The sequence below is a fragment of the Pedobacter heparinus genome (genome assembly GCF_032678725.1).
GTDB lineage: Bacteria > Bacteroidota > Bacteroidia > Sphingobacteriales > Sphingobacteriaceae > Pedobacter > Pedobacter heparinus_A.
Genome location: NZ_JAVTSC010000001.1, coordinates 276,292 through 297,414, shown reverse-complemented (window position 1 = coordinate 297,414; position 21,123 = coordinate 276,292). Strand labels below are relative to the sequence as shown.

At 43.1% G+C, this 21,123-nt stretch carries 14 protein-coding genes and 2 tRNA genes; 5 read left to right on the top strand and 11 right to left on the bottom strand.

The annotated features are described in order from the left end of the window. Positions 1-5 precede the first annotated feature (5 nt). Genes R2Q85_RS01290 through R2Q85_RS01280 form a run of 3 tightly spaced genes read right to left on the bottom strand, consistent with a single transcriptional unit; the run spans position 6 to position 6,475 of the window. Positions 6-1,643, bottom strand: coding sequence for a sulfatase (locus R2Q85_RS01290; protein WP_316809922.1), 1,638 nt, complete (start codon positions 1,641-1,643; stop codon positions 6-8). A gap of 2 nt (positions 1,644-1,645) precedes the next feature. Next, the gene (locus R2Q85_RS01285; protein WP_316809921.1) at positions 1,646-3,295 is read right to left on the bottom strand and encodes a RagB/SusD family nutrient uptake outer membrane protein; all 1,650 of its coding nucleotides are present in this window, start codon (positions 3,293-3,295) and stop codon (positions 1,646-1,648) included. Between the two features lie 18 nt (positions 3,296-3,313). Beyond that, positions 3,314-6,475: a TonB-dependent receptor gene (locus R2Q85_RS01280; RefSeq protein WP_316809920.1), complete on the bottom strand. Its 3,162-nt coding sequence runs from the start codon at positions 6,473-6,475 to the stop codon at positions 3,314-3,316. Positions 6,476-6,775: 300 nt separating this feature from the next. Between R2Q85_RS01280 and R2Q85_RS01275 the strand changes: the two genes are divergently transcribed. After that, positions 6,776-7,984: a glycoside hydrolase family 88 protein gene (locus R2Q85_RS01275; protein WP_316809919.1), complete on the top strand. Its 1,209-nt coding sequence runs from the start codon at positions 6,776-6,778 to the stop codon at positions 7,982-7,984. 80 nt (positions 7,985-8,064) lie between these two features. Here the strand turns inward: R2Q85_RS01275 and R2Q85_RS01270 are convergent, their stop codons facing one another. Further along, positions 8,065-9,039, bottom strand: a complete 975-nt coding sequence (locus R2Q85_RS01270; RefSeq protein WP_316809918.1) for a DUF1080 domain-containing protein — start codon at positions 9,037-9,039, stop codon at positions 8,065-8,067. A 269-nt stretch (positions 9,040-9,308) separates the two neighbouring features. Here R2Q85_RS01270 and R2Q85_RS01265 point away from each other — a divergent pair, with 269 nt between their 5' ends. From R2Q85_RS01265 to R2Q85_RS01255, 3 genes are all read left to right on the top strand, one after another. Next, positions 9,309-11,174, top strand: coding sequence for an FG-GAP-like repeat-containing protein (locus tag R2Q85_RS01265; protein WP_316809917.1), 1,866 nt, complete (start codon positions 9,309-9,311; stop codon positions 11,172-11,174). A gap of 351 nt (positions 11,175-11,525) precedes the next feature. After that, entirely contained in the window at positions 11,526-13,811 is a 2,286-nt protein-coding gene (locus R2Q85_RS01260) for a S41 family peptidase (protein ID WP_316809916.1), read from the top strand. Between the two features lie 62 nt (positions 13,812-13,873). Continuing rightward, positions 13,874-14,299, top strand: a complete 426-nt coding sequence (locus tag R2Q85_RS01255; protein WP_316809915.1) for an HIT family protein — start codon at positions 13,874-13,876, stop codon at positions 14,297-14,299. 5 nt (positions 14,300-14,304) lie between these two features. Here R2Q85_RS01255 and R2Q85_RS01250 read toward each other — a convergent pair whose 3' ends face one another. The 7 genes from R2Q85_RS01250 to R2Q85_RS01220 form a co-directional block, all read right to left on the bottom strand. Further along, the gene (locus tag R2Q85_RS01250) at positions 14,305-15,270 is read right to left on the bottom strand and encodes an ABC transporter permease (RefSeq protein WP_316809914.1); all 966 of its coding nucleotides are present in this window, start codon (positions 15,268-15,270) and stop codon (positions 14,305-14,307) included. 5 nt (positions 15,271-15,275) lie between these two features. Then, positions 15,276-16,223: an ABC transporter ATP-binding protein gene (locus R2Q85_RS01245; RefSeq protein WP_316809913.1), complete on the bottom strand. Its 948-nt coding sequence runs from the start codon at positions 16,221-16,223 to the stop codon at positions 15,276-15,278. 4 nt (positions 16,224-16,227) lie between these two features. Further along, positions 16,228-17,085, bottom strand: coding sequence for an NEW3 domain-containing protein (locus R2Q85_RS01240; RefSeq protein ID WP_316809912.1), 858 nt, complete (start codon positions 17,083-17,085; stop codon positions 16,228-16,230). Positions 17,086-17,289: 204 nt separating this feature from the next. Then, positions 17,290-17,363 (bottom strand) — tRNA-Pro (locus R2Q85_RS01235). A gap of 55 nt (positions 17,364-17,418) precedes the next feature. Continuing rightward, positions 17,419-17,492, bottom strand: a tRNA-Pro gene (locus tag R2Q85_RS01230). Between the two features lie 265 nt (positions 17,493-17,757). After that, positions 17,758-18,963 carry an MFS transporter gene (locus R2Q85_RS01225; RefSeq protein WP_316809911.1) on the bottom strand — a complete coding sequence of 402 codons (1,206 nt, stop codon included), beginning with the start codon at positions 18,961-18,963 and terminating at the stop codon, positions 17,758-17,760. A gap of 8 nt (positions 18,964-18,971) precedes the next feature. Beyond that, on the bottom strand, positions 18,972-19,895 hold the full coding sequence (locus tag R2Q85_RS01220; RefSeq protein WP_316809910.1) for an SRPBCC domain-containing protein: 924 nt from the start codon (positions 19,893-19,895) through the stop codon (positions 18,972-18,974). Between the two features lie 169 nt (positions 19,896-20,064). Between R2Q85_RS01220 and R2Q85_RS01215 the strand changes: the two genes are divergently transcribed. Next, positions 20,065-21,060 carry a GlxA family transcriptional regulator gene (locus tag R2Q85_RS01215; RefSeq protein WP_316809909.1) on the top strand — a complete coding sequence of 332 codons (996 nt, stop codon included), beginning with the start codon at positions 20,065-20,067 and terminating at the stop codon, positions 21,058-21,060. Positions 21,061-21,123: the final 63 nt, after the last annotated feature.

Here is a 21,123-nt window from a genome sequence, read left to right as displayed (position 1 = left end):
CTATTTTATAAAGCTTCAGTTGGGTTCGTATCTTTATATTGTACCTGCAGCTTTTTCAGCTGCGTTTTCAAATCATTAATGATCGGCTCATAAGTTTTATCACCGTAAAGGTCTTGCATCTCATGTGGGTCTTTCTGCATATCGTACAACTCCCATTCGTCAATATCATTGTAAAAATGGATCAGTTTATAGCGTTCTGTTCTGATGCCATAATGCCTTTTTACCATGTGCCAGCTTGGAAATTCATAATAATGATAATATACAGCTTTACGCCAGTTTTCTGGTGCTTTACCTGCATTGTCCAAAACCGGCCGCAAGGAGGCGCCCTGCATATCGGCAGGTATTTTTACACCTGCATAGTCCAGTAAGGTTGGTGCAAAGTCCAGGTTCATTGCAAAAGCATTACTAACCGATCCGGCTTTAACAGAAGGCGGATACCTCACCAGTAATGGTGTACGGAAAGACTCATCATACATGAACCGCTTGTCGAAATACCCATGTTCGCCCAGGTAAAAGCCCTGGTCAGAAGTATACACGATAATTGTATTGTCCAGCTCTCCTATTTCCTTCAGATAATCCAATAAACGGCCCACATTTTCATCTACCGAAACCACACAGGCCAGGTAATCGCGCATGTACTGCTGGTATTTCCAGCGCACAAGGTCGGCTCCCTTAGGGTTCAGTCGTTTAAATTCAGCTACCCTTTTGTCATATACTTTTCTCCACTGCACCTTTTCTACATCAGTCATGCGGTTGTATACTTCAAAAAAACGGGCCTTATCCAATGAAGGATCATTGGCCTGTTGATAGTCGTCGCCTTTGGCATCTTTAAATTTAGCGGTATTTGGCAGTTTAGCCATAGAATCCAGCTGCGCAGTAGACAGCATTTTAAGGTCCCAGGCAGGCCACATGTCTGTAGAAATGTTCATCAGCTGTTCTTTTGCTGCCCTGCCTCTGCCTTTAAAATCATCCAGCAGGCTCGCCGGTTCCGGAAAAACGGTATCATCAAACATCCCCAGGTGGCGCGGCGCAGGCAGCCAGTTGCGGTGTGGCGCCTTGTGCTGGTAGATCATCATAAACGGCTTGTCATGATCCCTCTTTTCGAGAAAACCAATGGCCTTATCGGTGATCAGGTCAGTAACATATCCTTTTTCTTTCACCAGTTTGCCATTTTCCAGAAATTCAGGTTGATAGTACTGGCCCTGGTTTGGCAGGATACTGTAATAATCGAAGCCCATCGGGTTAGACCCCAGGTGCCATTTGCCAATCATAGCGGTCTGATAACCAGCTTTTTTCAGTAATTGAGGATAGATGACCTGTGTACTGTCAAACACTTTCGAATTGTCGGTAAGCCCGTTCAAATGACTGTATTTGCCGGTAAGTATGGTAGCCCTGGATGGCCCGCATACCGCATTGGTTACAAAGCAGTTGTTAAACAGCATGCCCTCTTTGGCAATTCTGTCCAGGTTAGGTGTTTTTACCAGCTTACTGCCATAAGCACTCATGGCCTGAATGGTATGGTCATCTGTCATGATGAACACGATGTTCGGTCTTTTAGCACTTTCAGCAGGCTTTGGCTGCTGGCAGGACATGAAGGCCATGCCAGCAAGCAAACCCGGTAAAATCAATTTCAATTTACCCATTATTAATATTTAGGATTCTGTTTCAGATTAGGATTTAAATCACGTTCACCTTGAGGGACCGGATAAAGCTCATGTTTATTGTCAACAAAGTTGGTCCCTGCCACGTAAGGATAGTTACTCCTGTAAACTTTAAGCGCTGCCTGTGCAGCCCTTAAACTTGAACCCAGTATGTTCCACCGGATCAGATCAGATTTCCTGGTACCTTCAAAACAAAGTTCGTAAGCACGCTCTGTTTGCAACCTCGTCAGGAATGTAGTTTTATTTAAACCGGCCGGCAAATCAACCGCAGCATCGGCAGTCAACAGCGGTTTGCCAAAGCCCCTTCGGCGTACCATATTAACCGCCAGATAAGCATCACTGTTAGGTCCTTCGTTAATTTCATTTTCAGCTTCGGCCCGCATCAGCAACACATCCGAATAGCGCAGTAAGGTCCAGTTGATATCTGTATTGTTCAGATCTTTAGGGCCGGTGTTCTGCCAGTCCCTTCTCCATTTGCCCGGTGCCCATTTGGAATCATTGGTTCCTGTAAAAGGCACCTGCACTGCATTTACATCCAGCTGATAGGTACCTACCGCAACATCTCTTCGCAAATCGCCGGCTGCATAACTTTTCTGAAACAATGCAGTGGTCTTGTAAAAAGAGTTTGCCCTGCCGTAAGGGTTTTTGTCGGCTGCTACCGGGGCATTCCAGGTGCCTATTACACCACTGTTCGCCAAACCACCATCAAGGTTATACAAGGCCACTTCATACATACTTTCCTTAGGTTCAAGGATCAGTTTACAGTGGTTTTTAAAAATCTGCTCGTAGCTTGGGTTCAATACATGCTCACCCGATTCCATGATCTCTTTTGTCTCCTTTAATGTAATGGCATAATAGTCCTTATACTTAGCCGGGCGTTCCATCAGTTCATTTGCCCTTAAAGAATAACCTGCCCTGTACAGCGCTGCCCTGGCCAGCATACCCTTGGCCGCCCCTTTGCTGATCCGCTCATCCACAGGTTTCTGGGAAGCCCATGGCAGATCCAGAATGGCCTCATTCATATCCTTAAACACCTGGTCGTATACCAGCTCACGATCGGTCCTTGGCAGTTGCAGGTCATCTGTTGCTGCTGTCGGCTTCAGTTTCATCGGTACATCACCAAATAACCTGATCAGGTCAAAATAATATTGTCCCCTTAAAAATTTAGCTTCGGCAAGTAAACGTGCCAGGTCTTTCTTCTGGGCATCCGTACCATTCTTGTACAGGTCCATTTCCGGGATCCTTTCGATGACCAGGTTGGCTCTGTCTATCCCTTTATAGAGCAATTGCCAGCATGCGGCCACATAAATATGTACCGGTGTCATTGCATAATGCGCAGCTACCCGGGGATCATTGCTCAAACCTGTTCCGTCCATCTGGGCAATATCACTGTCGATGTCAAATACCAACGACATGTAGAAACCATAGGTGTTATTGTTCGACATCGGTTCATATACACCCAGCACGGCCATTTTGGCTTCATTGGCATCTTTAAAAAAGGTATCTGCAGCATAATAAGATGCAGGTTTTTCTTCCAGCCACTTTTTGCAGGAAGTAGGCATACCCAATATTGCTGATGCTACAACTATTAATTTAACAGTTCTGATAGCAGTAGTTTTAAAATATTTGTTCATGATCTTACAGTCTTGAATTTAAAAAGAAACATTTAGGCCCGCAACAAAAGATCGGGTTCTTGGATAAGCACCAAAATCAACACCCGGGGTTAGGCCGGTACTGTTTGCTGTGCTTACTTCCGGATCATAGCCGGAGTATTTGGTAAAGGTATGCAGGTTATAACCAGTAACATATACCCTTACTCCTGACACCTTTACTTTGGATAACCATGCTTTTGGCAAAGTATAACCCAGACTTACATTACTGATGCGCAGAAATGACCCATCCTCAACCATCTGGTCGTAAAACCTTAAGCCAGTACCGGCACCATTATAAAGAGGTATGGTTTTACCCTCGTTTAATGCCGCTAAAGCAGCCGGGTCTGTTACGCGCTGTCCGGAAGCATCAATACTCATCCAGCGGTTAGCTACGTAACCAAATGCATTTTTATAATCCAGATTTGTCTGACTCATATTCAGCTTATTGGCATTATACACGTCATTGCCATAAGACCAGTTTAAGAAGATACTCAGATCAATACCTTTATAAGAGAAGGTGTTGTTCATCCCCCCGATAAAGTTTGGATTTGCGTTTCCGATCACTACCCTGTCGTCAGCATTTATCGTTCCGTCGCCCGTCTGATCAACCAGTTTTAAAAAGCCTGGTTTTGGTACATTGTTCGCATCAAACGGAATCCCCGCTTTCAGGGTATAAACTTTAGTAGTAGGGTTATAATCAAATTCGTTTACCTGGTATAAGCCGTTAGATTTATAACCAAACATTTTGCCTACAGCACCACCTACACGTATAATGTAGTCCTTTTCCTGTAAACCGCCCCAGCTTGCAGCGCCATACATAAACTCATTTCCACTAGCCAGTGAAATTACTTTATTATAATTAAAGCCCATATTAAATGTGGTATTCCAGCTAAAGCCACCAGCATCTTTAATATTTACAGTATTTAAAGTGAACTCAACCCCTTTGTTACTGGTAGAGCCTACATTGATCAACATGGTACTGTAACCCGAAAGGTTAGGCACATCAGCATTTAGCAACAGATCAGTTGTGCGGTTGTCATAGGCATCAACAGTCAACTGGATCCGCTGGTTAAAGAAACCTACATCCAGACCAATGTTCTGTGTGCGTGTTTTTTCCCATTTCAGATCCGGATTAGGTAATGTTCTCGAACCCACCGAAATTACATTCTCATTGTTTAAAGGATAGTAACCAGACTGGAACAGCGCCTGAGAAAGATAATTAGGGATCCTGTTATTTCCGGCTACTCCAACACTTAAACGCAGTTTCAGATCAGATATCACCGGAATCTTTTTCATGAAATCTTCTTCAATTACCCGCCATGCAAGTGCACCTGAAGGAAAATAACCGTATTTATTGTCCGAGCCAAATTTGGATGAACCATCCGCTCTTAAACTTGCAGAAAGAATATACTTGCCTTTATAGGTATAATTGGCTCGCGAAAACAGGGAAAACATTTTCTCATCTTCAGAGAACGAAGTTGGGATTCCAGGTAAAACACCCTGCGACAGATCGTCCAGCCCTAAGCTCTGGTCTGGAAATCTATTTGAGCTGGCACTGAAATTTTCTGATTTCGAATACAATTGTTCCTGCCCAACCAATACATCCAGTTTATGCACCTGATTAAACAGGTTAGAATAGGTTAAAGTATTGCTGTAATTCCAGTCGTTTCTGTCCGACTGGGCAATCGAACCATTTGGCCCGCCCGACCGTTTCGCATTCACTGAGCGGGAATCGTTAAATATTTTAGTTTTTGTACCCGAAGTTCTTAAACCTACCAAACCCCTGTAAGTAATGTTTTTAAACAGTTCATAGTCTACAGAGGCGTTTAAATTCAGGACCTTATTGGCCGACGTTCTTTGCTGAGAAAGGGCATTGATGATTGGGTTTTGTAAGGTATTGCCACTGTCATCCTGTAAATAAGGATCTTCTTCCATGCCTATCAGATCCGCATCTGTGCCTTTTAACCCAAAAGTTGGACGAAACTGAAACACATTTTGCAACTGGTTAAACCGGGTATTGCCTTCCCGGGTACCTACTCCAAAGGTATTTTGATCGGAGTAGTTGATAATCCCCATTACTTTTAATTTTTTACCCGCATTGTGGGTTACGTTCAATTTGGCAACATTCTTTTTGGAACCACTGTTCAGCATGATCCCTTCGTCGTTGTTATGAGAATAAAAGAAGTTGAAACGGGTTTCTTTGTTTCCACCCCCCACACCAAATTTATGGTACTGGCTATTGGCCGTGCCGCCAAACAGTTCATCCTGCCAGTTTACCCCCTCCTTATCTCCGTATAAACTTTGCAGATCTGCAAATGCACCGTAGTTACTTAAAAACTTAGCCTCCTCAGGAGCATTTCCCAGACTTTTTTCATATTGTAACAATACATACTGATACGGATTTAAAACCGGCAGCATTTTCGTAACGTCTTTAGCACCAAAATACATATCGTACGATAAAGTCAGCTTACCAGCTTTAGGTTGCTTGGTAGTAACCAGAATTACCCCGTTAGCACCTCTGGCACCATATATCGCAGTCGCAGAAGCATCTTTCAACACATCCATGCTTTCCACATCCATAGGATCAAGAAAACCCAGTCCATTCGTTTGCGGGATCCCGTCAATTACATAAAGTGGCTCATTACTTTGTGTAATTGAACCTCCACCTCTGATGGTGATAGACGGGCTTGAGCCAGGTGTACCATCGGCTGCAGCAACCTGTACCCCTGCAATACGTCCGGCCAGTGCACTGGCTACGTTCTGTACAGGCACTTTGCTCAGCTCTTCTCCTTTTACGGATGAAATGGCGCCGGTAAGTTCTTTACGTTTTACTGTTCCATAACCTATCACCACTACTTCATTCATGGTTTTGGTATCAGAAGCCAGTTTTACATTAAGGGTAGTCCTACCGTTTACAGGTTCCTCTGCAGTTTTATAACCCATATAGGAGAAAACCAATATCGCATCGGGCTTACTGGTAGTTATACTATAACCTCCATCCACACCTGTTGATCTTCCGTTGGTTGTTCCCTTCACAGATACGCTTACTCCCATAAGCGGTTCACCGGCGGCGTCAGACACAACTCCTTTTGTAGTTGTATTTTGGGCATAGAGCGTAAGGTTACCCGCAACAATAATTAATAGCAGTAAAAATCGTTTCATAAATTTTTTGGTTTTACATAATTTGGTCCATTGACAAAACGAATGTATAGCACTCTTATCACAATGGATTTAGGTATTGTTTAAAATGCTATCACTTTTGATTAATCCCGCATTTTTTTCACAAAAATACCTGCCAGCATGATTTAATCCGCTAAAGTATTTCAAAAAGTTCCAGGATGATGTTTAAAAAATCAGACATTCATCAATTTCTAAACGAATATATCCGATACTTAAAGCCAGCCTGGTTTACACTTCCTACCTTCATCTTTAGTAATAAAACAAAACTTAGATCAGATATTTATGAAATCACTACTCAGTGCGTTTGTTGCATCTATTGCATTAATAGGCACAGCAAACGGAATGGCAGCCACAAAAAGCAACGGGGATGACTGGCTAAAAAAATCGACCAAAACCGCAGTATATCAGTTAAGCAGGGCTGCACAAACTTATACCCCAGGGATGAACCCGAGGTCGGTCAATCCCGATGGAACGGTAAGACTGGCGCCGCCGCGGGATTGGACAACCGGATTTTTCGCCGGAACCTTATGGTATGGGTACGAATTATCAGGTGACAAAAATTTAGCAAATGAAGCCAAAAGATTTACCCTGGCATTAGATACCATGCAATATATAAAGGATACGCATGACCTGGGCTTTATGTTATACTGTTCCTACGGAAATGCTTTTCGCATTACGGGAGATAAAATTTACCAGAAGCCATTAGAAAATGGTGCTGCCAATTTGTACGCCCGCTTTAATAAAAAAGTGGGTGCCATCCGCTCATGGGATTTTGGTCACTGGCAGTATCCTGTAATTATTGATAACCTGATGAACCTGGAGTACCTGTACTGGGCAGGAAAGGAATTCAATAAACCGGAATGGTTTGATGCGGCTAAAACACATGCGTTTACCACCATGAAAAACCATTTCAGAAAAGATTATAGTTCCTATCATGTGATCAGTTACGATACCCTTTCGGGGAAAGTGCTGCAACGTGAAACCCATCAGGGCCTTACCAACGAATCGGCATGGGCACGCGGGCAGGCCTGGGGCCTTTACGGTTATACCATGAGCTATAGAGATACCAAAGACAAAAAATTCATTGAACACGCAGAACGCATTGCGGCCTTTATCATGAACCACCCTGCCATGCCTGCTGATAAAATTCCGCTTTGGGACTTTGATGTGCACAACCGCGAAAGGTCGCCCCGTGATGCTTCCGCTGCCGCCGTAATCGCTGCTGCCTTGTTAGACCTAAGTACCCAGGTAAAAGATGGCCAGCAATATTTTAAATTTGCCGAAGACATCCTCAAAACATTATCCTCAGATGAATATCTGGCTAAACCCGGAGAGAACCAGTTTTTCATACTGAAACATAGTGTAGGTGCGCTCCTGTACAATTCGGAGATCGACACGCCTTTAAATTATGCGGATTATTACTATCTGGAAGCATTAAAACGCTATGCTGCCATTAAAAAAATTGACTTAAAAACAATTAATCAGTCTTAGTTAAAAAACAGCCATAGTTTTTTCAAACAAAAAAGCCGGCTAATTATAATTAGCCGGCTTTTATATATATATAAACCCTATTATTTAGCAGGCGTGATCACTATTTTTCTAAACTCAATGGGCTGGTGGTCGCCCTGTAGGTAAATTGATCCGGGTTCGCCCTCATTGCTGTCCAGTGCGCCACCGGTAATGCCGGGAATTTCCTGGTTACTAATGATTGTTTTACCATTGGCTATTACGGTTACCATACGGCCCACTAAAGTAATGTCATAAGCCTGCCATTGATCAGGCCCCAGGGTTGCCATTTCATTGGCTGTTAAAAACCCATAAATACCACCAAATAATACGCTGTTAGGATGGGCATCTTTAGGACTGTCTTCAATCTGGGTCTCATAACGTCCCCTTAAATACACCCCGCTATTGCCACCTTTAGGGTATTTAAATTCTACATGCAGTTTAAAATCATTAAATTTTTGCTCGGTAATTAAGTTTGAACCGGGTTTTGGGCTAGTCAAAATACCATTCTTTACCTCCCACTGGTTTTTGCCTGTCGCCTTCCAGCCACTCAGGTCTTTTCCGTTAAATAAATCAATGGCTTTACCCCAAACAGGCGCTGCTGTCCTTTTTAAGTAAGGCGCCTTTACCCCTTTCCAGCTGTATTTCTTTCCTTCGCTGTTGATCAGGGTACCTTGTATTCCTGAACCGGTCAGTTCACCTTCAATAGTAAAATTCTGTGTACCTTTTTCCCATTGCGGTGGAATCTCAAACTTAAATTTACCCTTATCGAATTTAACTTCGGCTACCGGACGCGCACTTCCCGAAGCCGCCACAAAGTATCCCACTAAAGTACTATAGCCGGAAAGCTTTACTTCCAGCCAGGAAGGAACCGGCTTACCATCCTCATCAACGGTAATGTCCCAGCGTCCGATTAAGTCTTTCGGTTCTGCCGGTTTTTGTATAACCACAGGCAAGTGATTACCTGATGCCAATGCCGTTTCAGCAACACCTGTGATCAGCAGACAACCTAAACCCAATACAAAGATTTTTTTATACATACAGCTTTATTTTTTCAGGCCAATATAACCTTTATTTAAAAAACCTTATAATTTCATAATATTTATTTATTAGTTTCATAACATTTATTTTTATTAAAAAATATTATATTAGTACTTTATAAACATTGAATTATATTTTTTTATTAGCAAAAGAGATTGATGTAAAAGGTATTTAGGTGAGGTAGCAACAGCGATACATCATGGGGATGAGTGGTTTATTTTAACAAGAATTCTTAACCAAAAACTAAATATTAATTAAAAACATCAACATGAAAAAAACAAATTTAATGCTCAAAAAGGCCCTGATGCTATTGGGCCTTGGCTTTTGCCTTGCAGGATGTAAACAAGCCCTGCTTACCGATTTAAAGGAAGATGCAGCTCAGGCCCCGCCCAGAACAACCGCCGATGCCCAATTGCTATTAGCCGGCGAAAGCCCTTTCAAAGTCTTGTCTTTTAATGTAAGGCACGATGCCGCAGGTGATCCCCAAACGCTTGACCAGCGAAAAGGAAATATCCGCCAGATTATTGTTGACAATAATCCCGACGTTTTTGGGGTACAGGAATTTTCTGACGATTTCTTTGAAACCTGGTTCAGGGCCCAAATGGCCACCTTAGGCTACGGTGAATACTATAGCACCGCTATCACCACTACACCTAAGGCTATTTTCTATAAAACCGCCAGGTTTACGCTCCAAAGAAGTGGTACCGCAAGATTAGGGGCCTCACCCATCATCAATACGGCTACCTGGGTAGTATTGCTGGATAACATCACGTCCAACAGGTATTTTATCAGCAACAGCCATTGGCAGTTTGATTCGCAACCTACACGGATCGCAAATGCCAATGCACTGGTTGCGCTTGTAAATGCCCAGAATACCGACAACCTGCCGGTAATTGTATTTGGTGATTTTAATGCCCAGCCAGGTACTACAGAGATGTCGGATCTTAAAAACGGACTTGACGTAGTAGATGCGCTAGGTGACAGCACCGGTGACCTGACCTTTCATGGCTGGGATGCCACCGGCAATTCAAAACTCGACTGGATCATGAGCGACCGGAGCATGGGCTTTACCAGCTGGAATGTCATTACCACGAGCTATGGCGGTTACTGGCCTTCAGATCACTGGCCGGTTATTGCAACTTATGTTCCGGGCGTATTTGGCGGCCCACATACCGATGCAAATGGAAAAAGTGCCAGTGCCAATACCCAGTTTTATTTTGCTGATGTAGATGGGGATGGGAAAAAAGATAAAATATACTGGAACCCAACCTACGATAGCGGCAAACCCCAGGTATTTCTTTCCAATGGCAATGGCACCTTCGCCTCACCTGCCGTTGTACATACCGCGGGCGCCTCAACGCTCAGTACCACCCGGTATCATTATGCAGATGTAAATGGTGATGGCAAGGCCGATCAGATTTTATGGAACCCCACTTTAAATTCCGGTCATACCAGGGTTTACCTCGCTACCACAAGCGGGAACTTCAGTTCAACAGTTGTTGACAATCCTGAGGGAACCAGCGCAGGAACGACCACTGTATATCATTTTGCTGACGTAAACGGTGATGGCAAAGCCGATAAAATTTATTGGAATGCCACTTTTGATTCGGGTAAAACAAGGGTGTACTTAGCTACTTCGGGCGGCAGCTTTAGCGGGACTGTGGCTAACGGTGCGGAAGGTGCCAGCACAACTGGCGGAACCACTTTCTATTACGCGGATGTAAATGGAGATGGCAAGGCCGATAAAATACTATGGCACCCCACTCTAAATTCAGGCAAAACCATGGTTTACCTGTCTGACGGGGACGGTACTTTCACTGCTTCCAGTACCTTCAGCAATTCGGGAGCAACCAGTGTCGCGGCTTCGACCGTATTTTATTTTGCAGATGTAAATGGTGATGGCCGTGCCGACAAGATCTATTGGCGACCAGACCTTTACCTGGGTAAGCTGAAAGTCTATTTCGCAACAACAGGCAATGTCTTTGACGGACCTATATATTCACTAAGGGGTACCTCGCAAAGTGCAAATACCAATTTCTACTTTTCAGATATCAACGGCGATGGCAAAGCAGACCAGATCCGCTGGAACTATGCAGAGAACACCGGCGAACTGAGAAATTATTTTGCTAAATAAAAAAAGCAAAAAACGTTAAATATTATTTAATATAGAAGCCTGTAAAACCTGTATTTACAGGCTTCTTTATTTATAAATTCCCCTTGATCCTCCACTCCTTCTCCTGTGCATATCCTGTTCCCCTATCGTTCCGCTATAGCTGCGCTATGTTTCCGCTATGTTTGGCCTATTCCGCGATAGCCCAATTATAGCGCAATATTGGTTCAGGTATGTAGTATATGGCCAGGCGTGGCAGATGTATGGCCACGCCAGGGCGAAATGATAAATCACACAATACATTTAACACCTCACTAAAACAATTACTGTAAAGGTTTTAAATAAATGTATCTTGATACTTCAAACCATTTATTGATGATGAAGACTTCCATAACGCTCGTAACGCGCTCAGCATTCTTAATGCTTTCCCTTCTATGCAGTTTATTTTTTGCATGTGCTCAAAAACAGGGATTTAATATTGATGCAGAGGAGTTGGTTGCTGGTTCAAAAATACCAAAAGGCTGGATCTTTGCTTTTAATGAGGATCAAAAAAAAGCATATGTTACCGAACTTGATCCTATCGTAAAGCATTCCGGAAAGCATTCTATTTCAGTTCTGAATATAAACAATAAGACAGGCTTTTACGCCATTGATTACCCGATGCTTAAAACCTTCGAAGGCAGAGAGATTCTACTTAAAGGCTATATAAAAACAGAAAACGTGAAATCAGGCTATGCAGGTCTTTGGATGCGTATAGATGGCGAACAGCCAACAATTGCTTTTGACAACATGGCAGATAGGGGTGTTAAAGGCAATACCGACTGGAAGCAATATACCATCAGACTTGCTTACGACGCGAACGCGGCAAAGTCAATTCACATTGGAGGATTACTGGTTGGCGATGGAAAAGCCTGGTTCGACGGGTTCGAATTGTTTATAGACGATCAACCCATTGCAAAAGTCCCGGAAAAAAAAGCCGACTTAAGGAAAGCAACTTTGGATACAGCCTTTAATTCCTCTTCGGGTATATCGCCGTTCGCACTAACTAACCAGATACAGCATAACCTGATGCTAGGGGGACAGTTCTGGGGTTTCTTAAAATATCACCATCCATCTGTAGCCAATGGCGATTATAACTGGGATGCAGAACTATTCAGGCATTTACCGAAGATCATTGCCGCTGCCAATAACGCTCAACTAAACCAGGTACTTGAAGAATGGCTTGATAAACTACCGGCCACTCAACCGGCTGTAGAAGTGAATACTCCAGCAAATACACAGATTGCTTTTAAACCCGATTATGGGAACTTACTCAATGGTTCAATATTTTCCAAATCACTTACGGAAAAACTGACTACAGTTAAAAACAGTAAGAAACCCAATACCCATTATTACTTATCGTTCTTCAAAGGGGTGGGAAACCCGAAGTTTGAAAATGAGAAATCTTACGCAAAAATGGTTTATCCGGATGCCGGGTATCGACTACTAAGCTTATACCGGTACTGGAGCATGATCAACTACTTTTTTCCATACAAGGATGTGATTGGAACAGATTGGAATACCATACTGAACAATTCGCTTCCAGATTTTGTAAAGGCAAAGGACCAACGCGAATACGTATTGGCCACGCTAAAACTAATCGCAAGTATTCACGATACCCATGCCAATATCTGGAGTAGTAATACCGCTCTCGAGGAATTTAAAGGTAACTATAAGTTACCCTTTAAGGCAGAGTTTATTGAAAATAAACTGGTAGTTACCGACTATGCTTTCGGTGATACACTCGGCGTTAAACAAAAATTCCTTATTGGTGATGTGATATCGGAGATCAATGGCAGATCAACAGCAGAACTGGTTAAATACTTTCTCCCCTATACCGCCGCATCCAATTATGATACGCAACTGCGCGATCTGCCCATTAATTTCCTGCTTCGTGGACAGTCAGATCTGTTCAACGTTAACCTGCTTAGGGCAGGAAAAAAAACAGAGCAGAGTATCAAAGGACTTAAAGCAAACTATTTTGCCAATTCAAATTCCAAACTAGAAAATACAGGTTTCAAATTACTGGATAACAATATTGGGTATATCTTTCCTGGCCGGTATAGAAACAGTGATTTGCCTGCAATCAAAACACTATTTAAAAATACGAGGGGAATCATTGTTGATATGCGTTGTTATCCTTCAGAATTCATGCCTTTTACATTTGGGAATTACCTCAAATCGGCTAATACGCCTTTTGTGAAATTCAGCAGTAGCACGCTCGACCATCCCGGTTTGTTTATGTATTCCCCATCGCTAAATAACGGAGGAAGCAAAGAAGAGGCTTATCCTGGAAAGGTTGTAGTGATTGTTAACTCGACAGCTCAAAGTCAGGCGGAATACACCACCATGGCATTTCAGAGTGCACAACAGGTTACCGTGATTGGCAGCACAACAGCAGGGGCAGATGGGAATGTGTCTCAGATTCAATTGCCAGGCGGCATTTATACCATGATTTCGGGAATAGGTGTATTTTACCCTGATGGCAGCCCCACTCAAAGGGTAGGCGTTAAAATTGATCGGGTGATCAGGCCAACTATTAAGGGTATTATTGAAGGCAGGGATGAATTGCTGGAAAAAGCTAAGGAATTAATAGCCAAAGATCAACTTATTCCAGAATAGGATAAACTTTTAAGAACATTAAAATTCATTAGATTAGTGGCACAATTAAATTAAATAATATTATGCCTACGCCTATTTCAGAATGCTTGTACTGCCAGAACAATGAAACGCTAGATCGTTTAATGATTAAAATCGGAGATTTATCTGTATCTCAATTGTTTCTATTTAAAGAACAATCACATCCCGGACGCTGTAATGTGGTTTACAAAGACCATGGAGTTGAATTTCATGAATTGAGCGACGAGCAACGTAATGCATTTATGAAAGATGTAGCCAAGGTAGCAAAAGCTATTGCTGCCGTATTTAATCCTGATAAAATCAATTATGGAGCGTATGCGGATACCCTATCTCATCTACACATGCACATTGTTCCCAAGTATAAAGATGGATATGGATTTGGCAGCGTTTTTGAAATGAACCCACAAAAAGTTACGCTATCTGACGTTGAATACGCAACAGTTACAGAAAAAATTAAAGCGGCACTGTAGAAATGTCAACTCCGGATCTCGCGGCGCATGAACAGGTAGTAGGCAAGCGCAAAGCAAGCTAAAGTTGCCCCTATTAACCCGCTTACCTGTGGCCATACGATCATTAAACTCTCCCTGAATGGCAAAGGTGCGGGTATTGCCCCGGCCATCTGCTCCATTGTCATCGGACCAAGACTTCGAACGGAAGGCATCAACAGTGTAGTGCTGGCATCTGTATAAAGCTGGTTGGGTGCGATGCGCAATAGATCCAGGATGAACTCATTATAGCGCAGGATCTGATCTTGTGTCAAAAAAGTGGGATCAGGCAAAAAAGATCTGATGACCAGGTTGATCACAATCTGGTAAAATACCGTAAAAAACAACCATATACCTATTGCCGTAAGGGCCGAGGTTGCCGCTTGCCTGAACTTGACAGACAGCACAATGGACAAAGCCAGCCAAAAACCAACATAGGTAGTGCTGATCACGATGAACCCAAGTATACGCAGCAGCTCCTGCGGCTCCATCCTTACCCCAGTCAGGACCAGCCCTCCCCCTGTCATCAGCAAGGTGAGTACCAGGAACAGGGTGCCTACCATGATCAGGGCACTTATAAACTTGGCAAGTAGTAAATTATCCCTGTAAATGGGTTGTGCCATAAGCCTGGTCAGTGTTCCGCTGTTCTGTTCAGAATTGATGGCATCAAATCCCAGACTGATACCTAATAAGGGCGCCAGAAAGCTTAGGAACACGTGAAAGGGCGGTATAGAGTTATCAGTAGTAGTTAAAAGTTTAAGGTACAAGAAAGTGTGGTCCGGATCATTGGCATTGCCTATGGCCGATCGGATATTGCCCAGGGATACATACATCGATGCAACGAATGTTAATATGATCAGTCCGATCAGTACGATAAAGCGCCAGCTTCGGATATGGTCTGCCATTTCTTTGCGAACCATCACCTTAAAAGGGCTGGAAAGTGGTTGACTCTTCATTGTATTCAGTTAATGTCTTCAAAATATTTTTGATAAATGTCATCCAGACCATAGTCTTTTTGATGTACACCCAGGATGTCGTATCCCTTTTCCACAAAAAAGCGGACCAGTGCTGGCGTAATGTCTTGTTTACATTCAAATTCTATTGTCTTTTCATTTATCGTGATCTGCTTAATGGCCTCCCATTGTTCCAGCTCCTGCTCCAGCGACCGGGGCAGGGGAACAACATGAGCTAATTTAATGGATACTACATGCTCACTATTGCTAAACATGTTGCCTGATAAGGTATCGATATTGCCCTGGGCCAATAGCTTGCCCTTCACGAAGATCCCTACCCTGTCGCATACTTGTTGTACATGGTGTAAGTGATGTGAGGAAAGCAGAACCGTTAACTCCTGCTCTATGCTTAAACGTTTAATCAGTGTCAGAAATTCGCGTACGCCGCTGGGATCGATTCCCAGGGTCGGCTCGTCAAGGATGATCACATCAGGTTGCTTAATTAATACATCGGCCAGGCCCAAACGCTGTTTCATACCCCTGGAAAAGGTTGATGTTTTCTTATTTAAAACCGGGGAAAGTCCCACTATCTCCATCGTCTCTACGGTGCGTTTCCTAATCTCCCTTTCGGTCAGCCCGTTTAGCCTGGCAATATACATCAGGTTTTCCAATGCAGTCATGTTATCATAAAAACCTAAGGTATCGGGCATATAGCCAACTTTTCGCTTCACAGCAATGGGGTTATTTGTGGCGTTATGACCGCAGACAAATGCAGAACCACTTGTTGGATCAGTAAGCCCCAACATCATCAGAATCGTAGTTGTTTTGCCTGCTCCGTTTGGCCCCAGCAGGCCAAAGATCTCACCCTTATAGATGTCAAGGCTCAGATTATCAACCGCCTTTTGCTGGCCATAACATTTGGTCAGGCCCTTGAGTTGTATGATAGGATCCTTCATTGTTCTATCTTCTGCCGTACTTGCGGATGAGGTAATACACCAGGGAAATGGCCGCCAGGATAACCAGTATACCGATCCATCCCGAGAGCAATGAGGTTGTCACGACCATCCTGAAGGCAGCCTGGGAATTGCCATTGCTGTTTGTTGCGGTAAAGGTAGCGGCATAATCTCCAGCGATAGTCTTATCAGGAACCTTAAGTTTTGCTGTGATGGCCAGGGTTTTACCTGGTTCCAGTTGCTTAATCTTTACCGGTTCAAAAGTGGCTTCCCAATTGCTGGGCAATTGAGAGGAAAGTTCAATGTCGTTTAATGGCAGCGTACCTGAGTTCTTTACCTCCAGATGAATTTCCTTATGGCTGCCAGAGGTAAGCTCTTCGCTCAGCTTTCCGGTTGGTGTGGTTAAGGTTATTCCATAGGATCCCTTTACCACAGCCTCCAGATTAAGGGACAGGGTATCTGCATTAGCTATTGCCTTCAAGGGCAATTTGTATTTGCCAGGTGCAGTACTTGCCGCTGCATTGACCTCGATGGATACATCCCGGGTAGTTCCGGCATCCATATTTAACGAGGTAACCTGGTTGCCATCAACTTTATAGCTGATCATCCAGCCAATGGGCAGATTGGCTTTAAACTCGAATACTGCGGGTTTCCCGGATCCATTATGCAAGGTGGTATTGTAACGGAATGTTTCACTAGTTGCAGCCTCGATATTGATCAGTTTTGCCGTGAAACTGGACTGCCCATCAATATTTGCAGCTGGGCTTTGCGCATATAATGCCAGGCGGGATGCAAAAAAAAACAGGAAAAATAATAAGAATCTGAACCTTGCAGGAAGGTGGGTAATTGAGAATTTTGTTAACATGATCTAAACACTAGAATTTATAATAATAGCTTAAAAAAAATGTCTCTTCAATATTTTAATTTGACGGAACAAATCAAGAAAACAAAATAAAATTTTCAAATAGGTTTAACATTTTTTAACAAAAAAACCTTATTGACTATCTCCGGATTCGACTATAACAAAAAACCCTTTAAATCTTACGATCTAAAGGGTTTTATTGTTGTGTCGGGGTGGCAGGATTCGAACCTACGACCTCCTGCTCCCAAAGCAGGCGCGATACCGGGCTACGCTACACCCCGAACTGGTATCTTCTTTTTACTGGTCAATATTAAACTACCTTTCCAGGTGATTTTGTCGGGGTGGCAGGATTCGAACCTACGACCTCCACATCCCAAATGTGGCGCGATACCGGGCTACGCTACACCCCGAACTTGGTATCTTTCCCATAGCCTTGATTGCTACGGGACGCAAAGATATAAAAAAAATATATTGGTGCAAATTATTTACCTGCTAATAAATTTAAAAAAATACGCTTTCTAAACAAGTTTAAGGCTTTTTTCTATAAATCAGCATCTTACAGATTTATCAGCTGATCTTTTTAATTTAAATTCAGCCATGTAATCAAAAAAAGTATTGGTAAATGTCTGACGCCTCCCATATAAGGGTTAGCTTTCAACGATTGCGCCGGATTACCTAAGTGGGTTGTTTCCGGACGGGGCGGCGGTCGTTAAAAACCAGTAGTACAGCAATAAGCCCGATCACAAAGTAGCTTAGAATAAGAGGGAATACGCCTTTTATCAGTAAGTGACTAATAACCGAGCCCAAACTCGATCCGATAAAAAAGAAAATTGTACCATAAACAGCCGAGGCCATTCCTGCGATCTTCCCCATAGGTTCCATGGCCAAAGCGCTGCTATTGGGCTCGACAGCTAAATTGATAGCCATCAGCATGGCAATGACAACAAAGAATAGGAGCATATCCGGCGGATCTCTGGTGATTAATACCAGCAATAATAAAAAAACGGCTATTATAAAATAGAGCAGGAGGAGCCCTTTGATAGTTCGCCTCGCTCCATACTTTGATGAAAGATGGGAATTCATTAAAGTACAAAAAGACATCAGAAGCCCCATGCCGCCAAAGATCCAGGGAAATGCTTCCGGCCTGCCGTATATTTCGCCAACAATATGTTCTGAGCTGGATACGTAACAGCTTAAAGCAGTAAAAAGGATGGTGGTTATTCCTGTGTACCTGATGAATGTGCGGTTGCCGAGAACCTCCCGGACTGATTTGAGAAGACTTGCCAAATGCAATGAGGAGCGTTCACCCCGAGGAAGCGACTCCTCCAGCCGGAGCGACCATACACATACGATAACCGCGAATAACGATGGCGTAAGAAATACCATTTTCCATGATGCAACGGATAGTATCGCCAATCCCAAAAAAGGAGCAAATACCGGGGTAGACAGGAATATGGTTAGAATAAGGGACATCGTGCGGGCCATCTTGTCCCCGGCAAAACGATCGCGAACACCTGCAATGGTAGTCATAAAAACAGCTGAAGCACCCATTCCAGCCACAAAGCGGGCCGCACACATGAGCACTAGGTTTGGGGCAAAGGCTGCAGCTATACCACCAATGATATATAGCGGAAAACCTATCCGCAGGATCGCCAGTCGCCCAAAACGGTCTGAAAGCGGCCCAAAAATAATCTGGGCGATCTGTCCCATAAAGAAAAATGAAATAACTTGTGCTGTAGCGGTTGATTGAGGCTGGAGGGCAAAGTGCCTCCGGAGTTCGCCAAATACCGGGAGCATAATGTCAATCCCTAAAGCTGTCAGCATCATAGTGCAGGCTGATAATGCAATAAATTCAGCCGGTTTCATTTTAGTGTTTATCATCTGCTACCTTATTTATTAAATTCCGGATATGGAAAGCCTTTGCCAGTTTCGCAATAAGATTTCAGGCTTCGGAAAAAGAGCGCCCAGTCGTAGCTGCATGAGGCAAACTCCGGTGTATAAGCCGCCCATCCATCATGATGAAAGAGCAATATCGACCCCCTTGCGTGTGGCTCTAGTTCAAAAGTAAGCGTGGTGCCGATCCACTCTTCATAAGCATGAAGACAAAGCCATTTTACGCGGCTATAGGGTTTAAGTTCCTCTATCTTCATTTCTTTAAAATAGGTGGGCCCAAATGCAAACCTTGAAACACTCCCAGTCTCAGCCTTCGCAGTCGTTTCTGGCGTCCACCAGCCTGCAAGTCCTCCCTGTGTGGTCAGTGCAGCATAAACTTTTTCTGCCGGCGCTTCAATGAGCAGCCTGTGGCAAATACTTTTCGTACCAGTTTGTTCTGCTGAAACATGTTGATCGGGAGACTGCGTTTCCTCGGCATCTTTAGGCGTCGGACTGCCTTTGCCCGTCACTATAAGGTCTTTCAAACTGTCCTGCACATAGTGTGTCCATGCATCATGACAAACATTAAAACATTCATACTCAGGAACCAGGCCTTCGTGTGTAAACGTCAACTGTGTTTTCCCGTTTTTGCCGGAGATTTCAAAGATTATCCTGGTATCCTTCCATTCACTTTCATCTTTGGTAAACTTGAAAAAATTATCCAGGACATGCCAAACCATCTTTTCATCGGGAACAATTTCAATGATCCTCATCCTTGCACGATGTACATCCTGGTAGTGGTAAACAAATTCACTATTGAGCTTGTCCGTATCACCCTCAATATTTTCAGACCACCAGCCCCGTACATTATTGATGGCATTAAAAACTTCCTGTGCTGTTGCATCAACCAGAATGGTTGTTGTGAAATCTTTTGTTTTCATTTTAGCTAATTTAATTACATAATTTTTATCTGTTTAACGATCAAGCGCCTGTATGTCAAAAGTATAAAAAGACAGATTCCGGCCAGCGGTGTAAAATAGACTTTATCGGGGGGTGATTTAGACGATATAGTTTTTTAACTTTATATCACCAATAAAAGGAGGAGTCAAAATGAAACACCTTACTATAATCGTTCCTAACGGACAAAGCAACTTAAGTACAATAGCCAGTATAGTGGGCGCCTGCGACGTATTTACAAGAGCAAATTCCTTTTGGAAAGATGCCGGTAATGAAGAGCTGTTTAAAATTGAACTCGCAGGCAGCTCAAAAAAAACAGACTATTATAACGGCTTGATCAACATTAAGCCGCAGACCAATATTTCCGTGATCAGCAAAACTGATCTCATCATTATACCGGCTACATCGATCCGTACTTATGAAGATGCGATGAATAGCAACCGGTTAATGATTGACTGGATTGGGAATCAGTATAAAAATGGTGCGGAAGTAGCCAGCATTTGTACTGGGGCCTTTATACTTGCCTCGTCAGGTTTGCTGGATGGGAAAAGCTGTTCCACGCATTGGCGTGTTGCAGATGTCTTCAGGAGCTCATTCCCAAAAGTTAATTTACAAGCTGATAAATTGATTACAGACGGACATGGAATTTATACAAATGGTGGTGGTTATTCTTTTTTAAACCTGCTCATTTATCTGGTAGAGAAATATTACGACCGGCAAACTGCCATCTTTTGCGCAAAGGTTTTTCAGATTGAAATCGACAGGCAAAGCCAATCGGCATTTACCATATTTACAGGCCAGAAACTACATGGGGATGAAATGGTAAAAGAAGCTCAAGCTTATATCGAGCTTAAACTGGATGAAAAAATATCTATTGAAGATTTATCTTCCATGTTTGCCGTCGGAAGACGAAATTTTGACCGGAGATTTATCAAAGCCACAGGCAATACGCCCATTGAATATACACAGCGGGTAAAAATTGAATCGGCAAAAAAAGCACTGGAAACCACGCGCAAAACCATCAATGAAGTAATGTATGAAGTTGGCTATTCGGATGTAAAGGCCTTTCGCGAGGTATTTAAAAAAATTACCGGGATATCACCACTGGAATATAAAGGCAAATACAATAAGGAACATTCTTTAAATTGATTAACGGGTATCTTTTTTTACAATACATTCACACCTATTTCGTTATTACCATGAGCGTTTAAT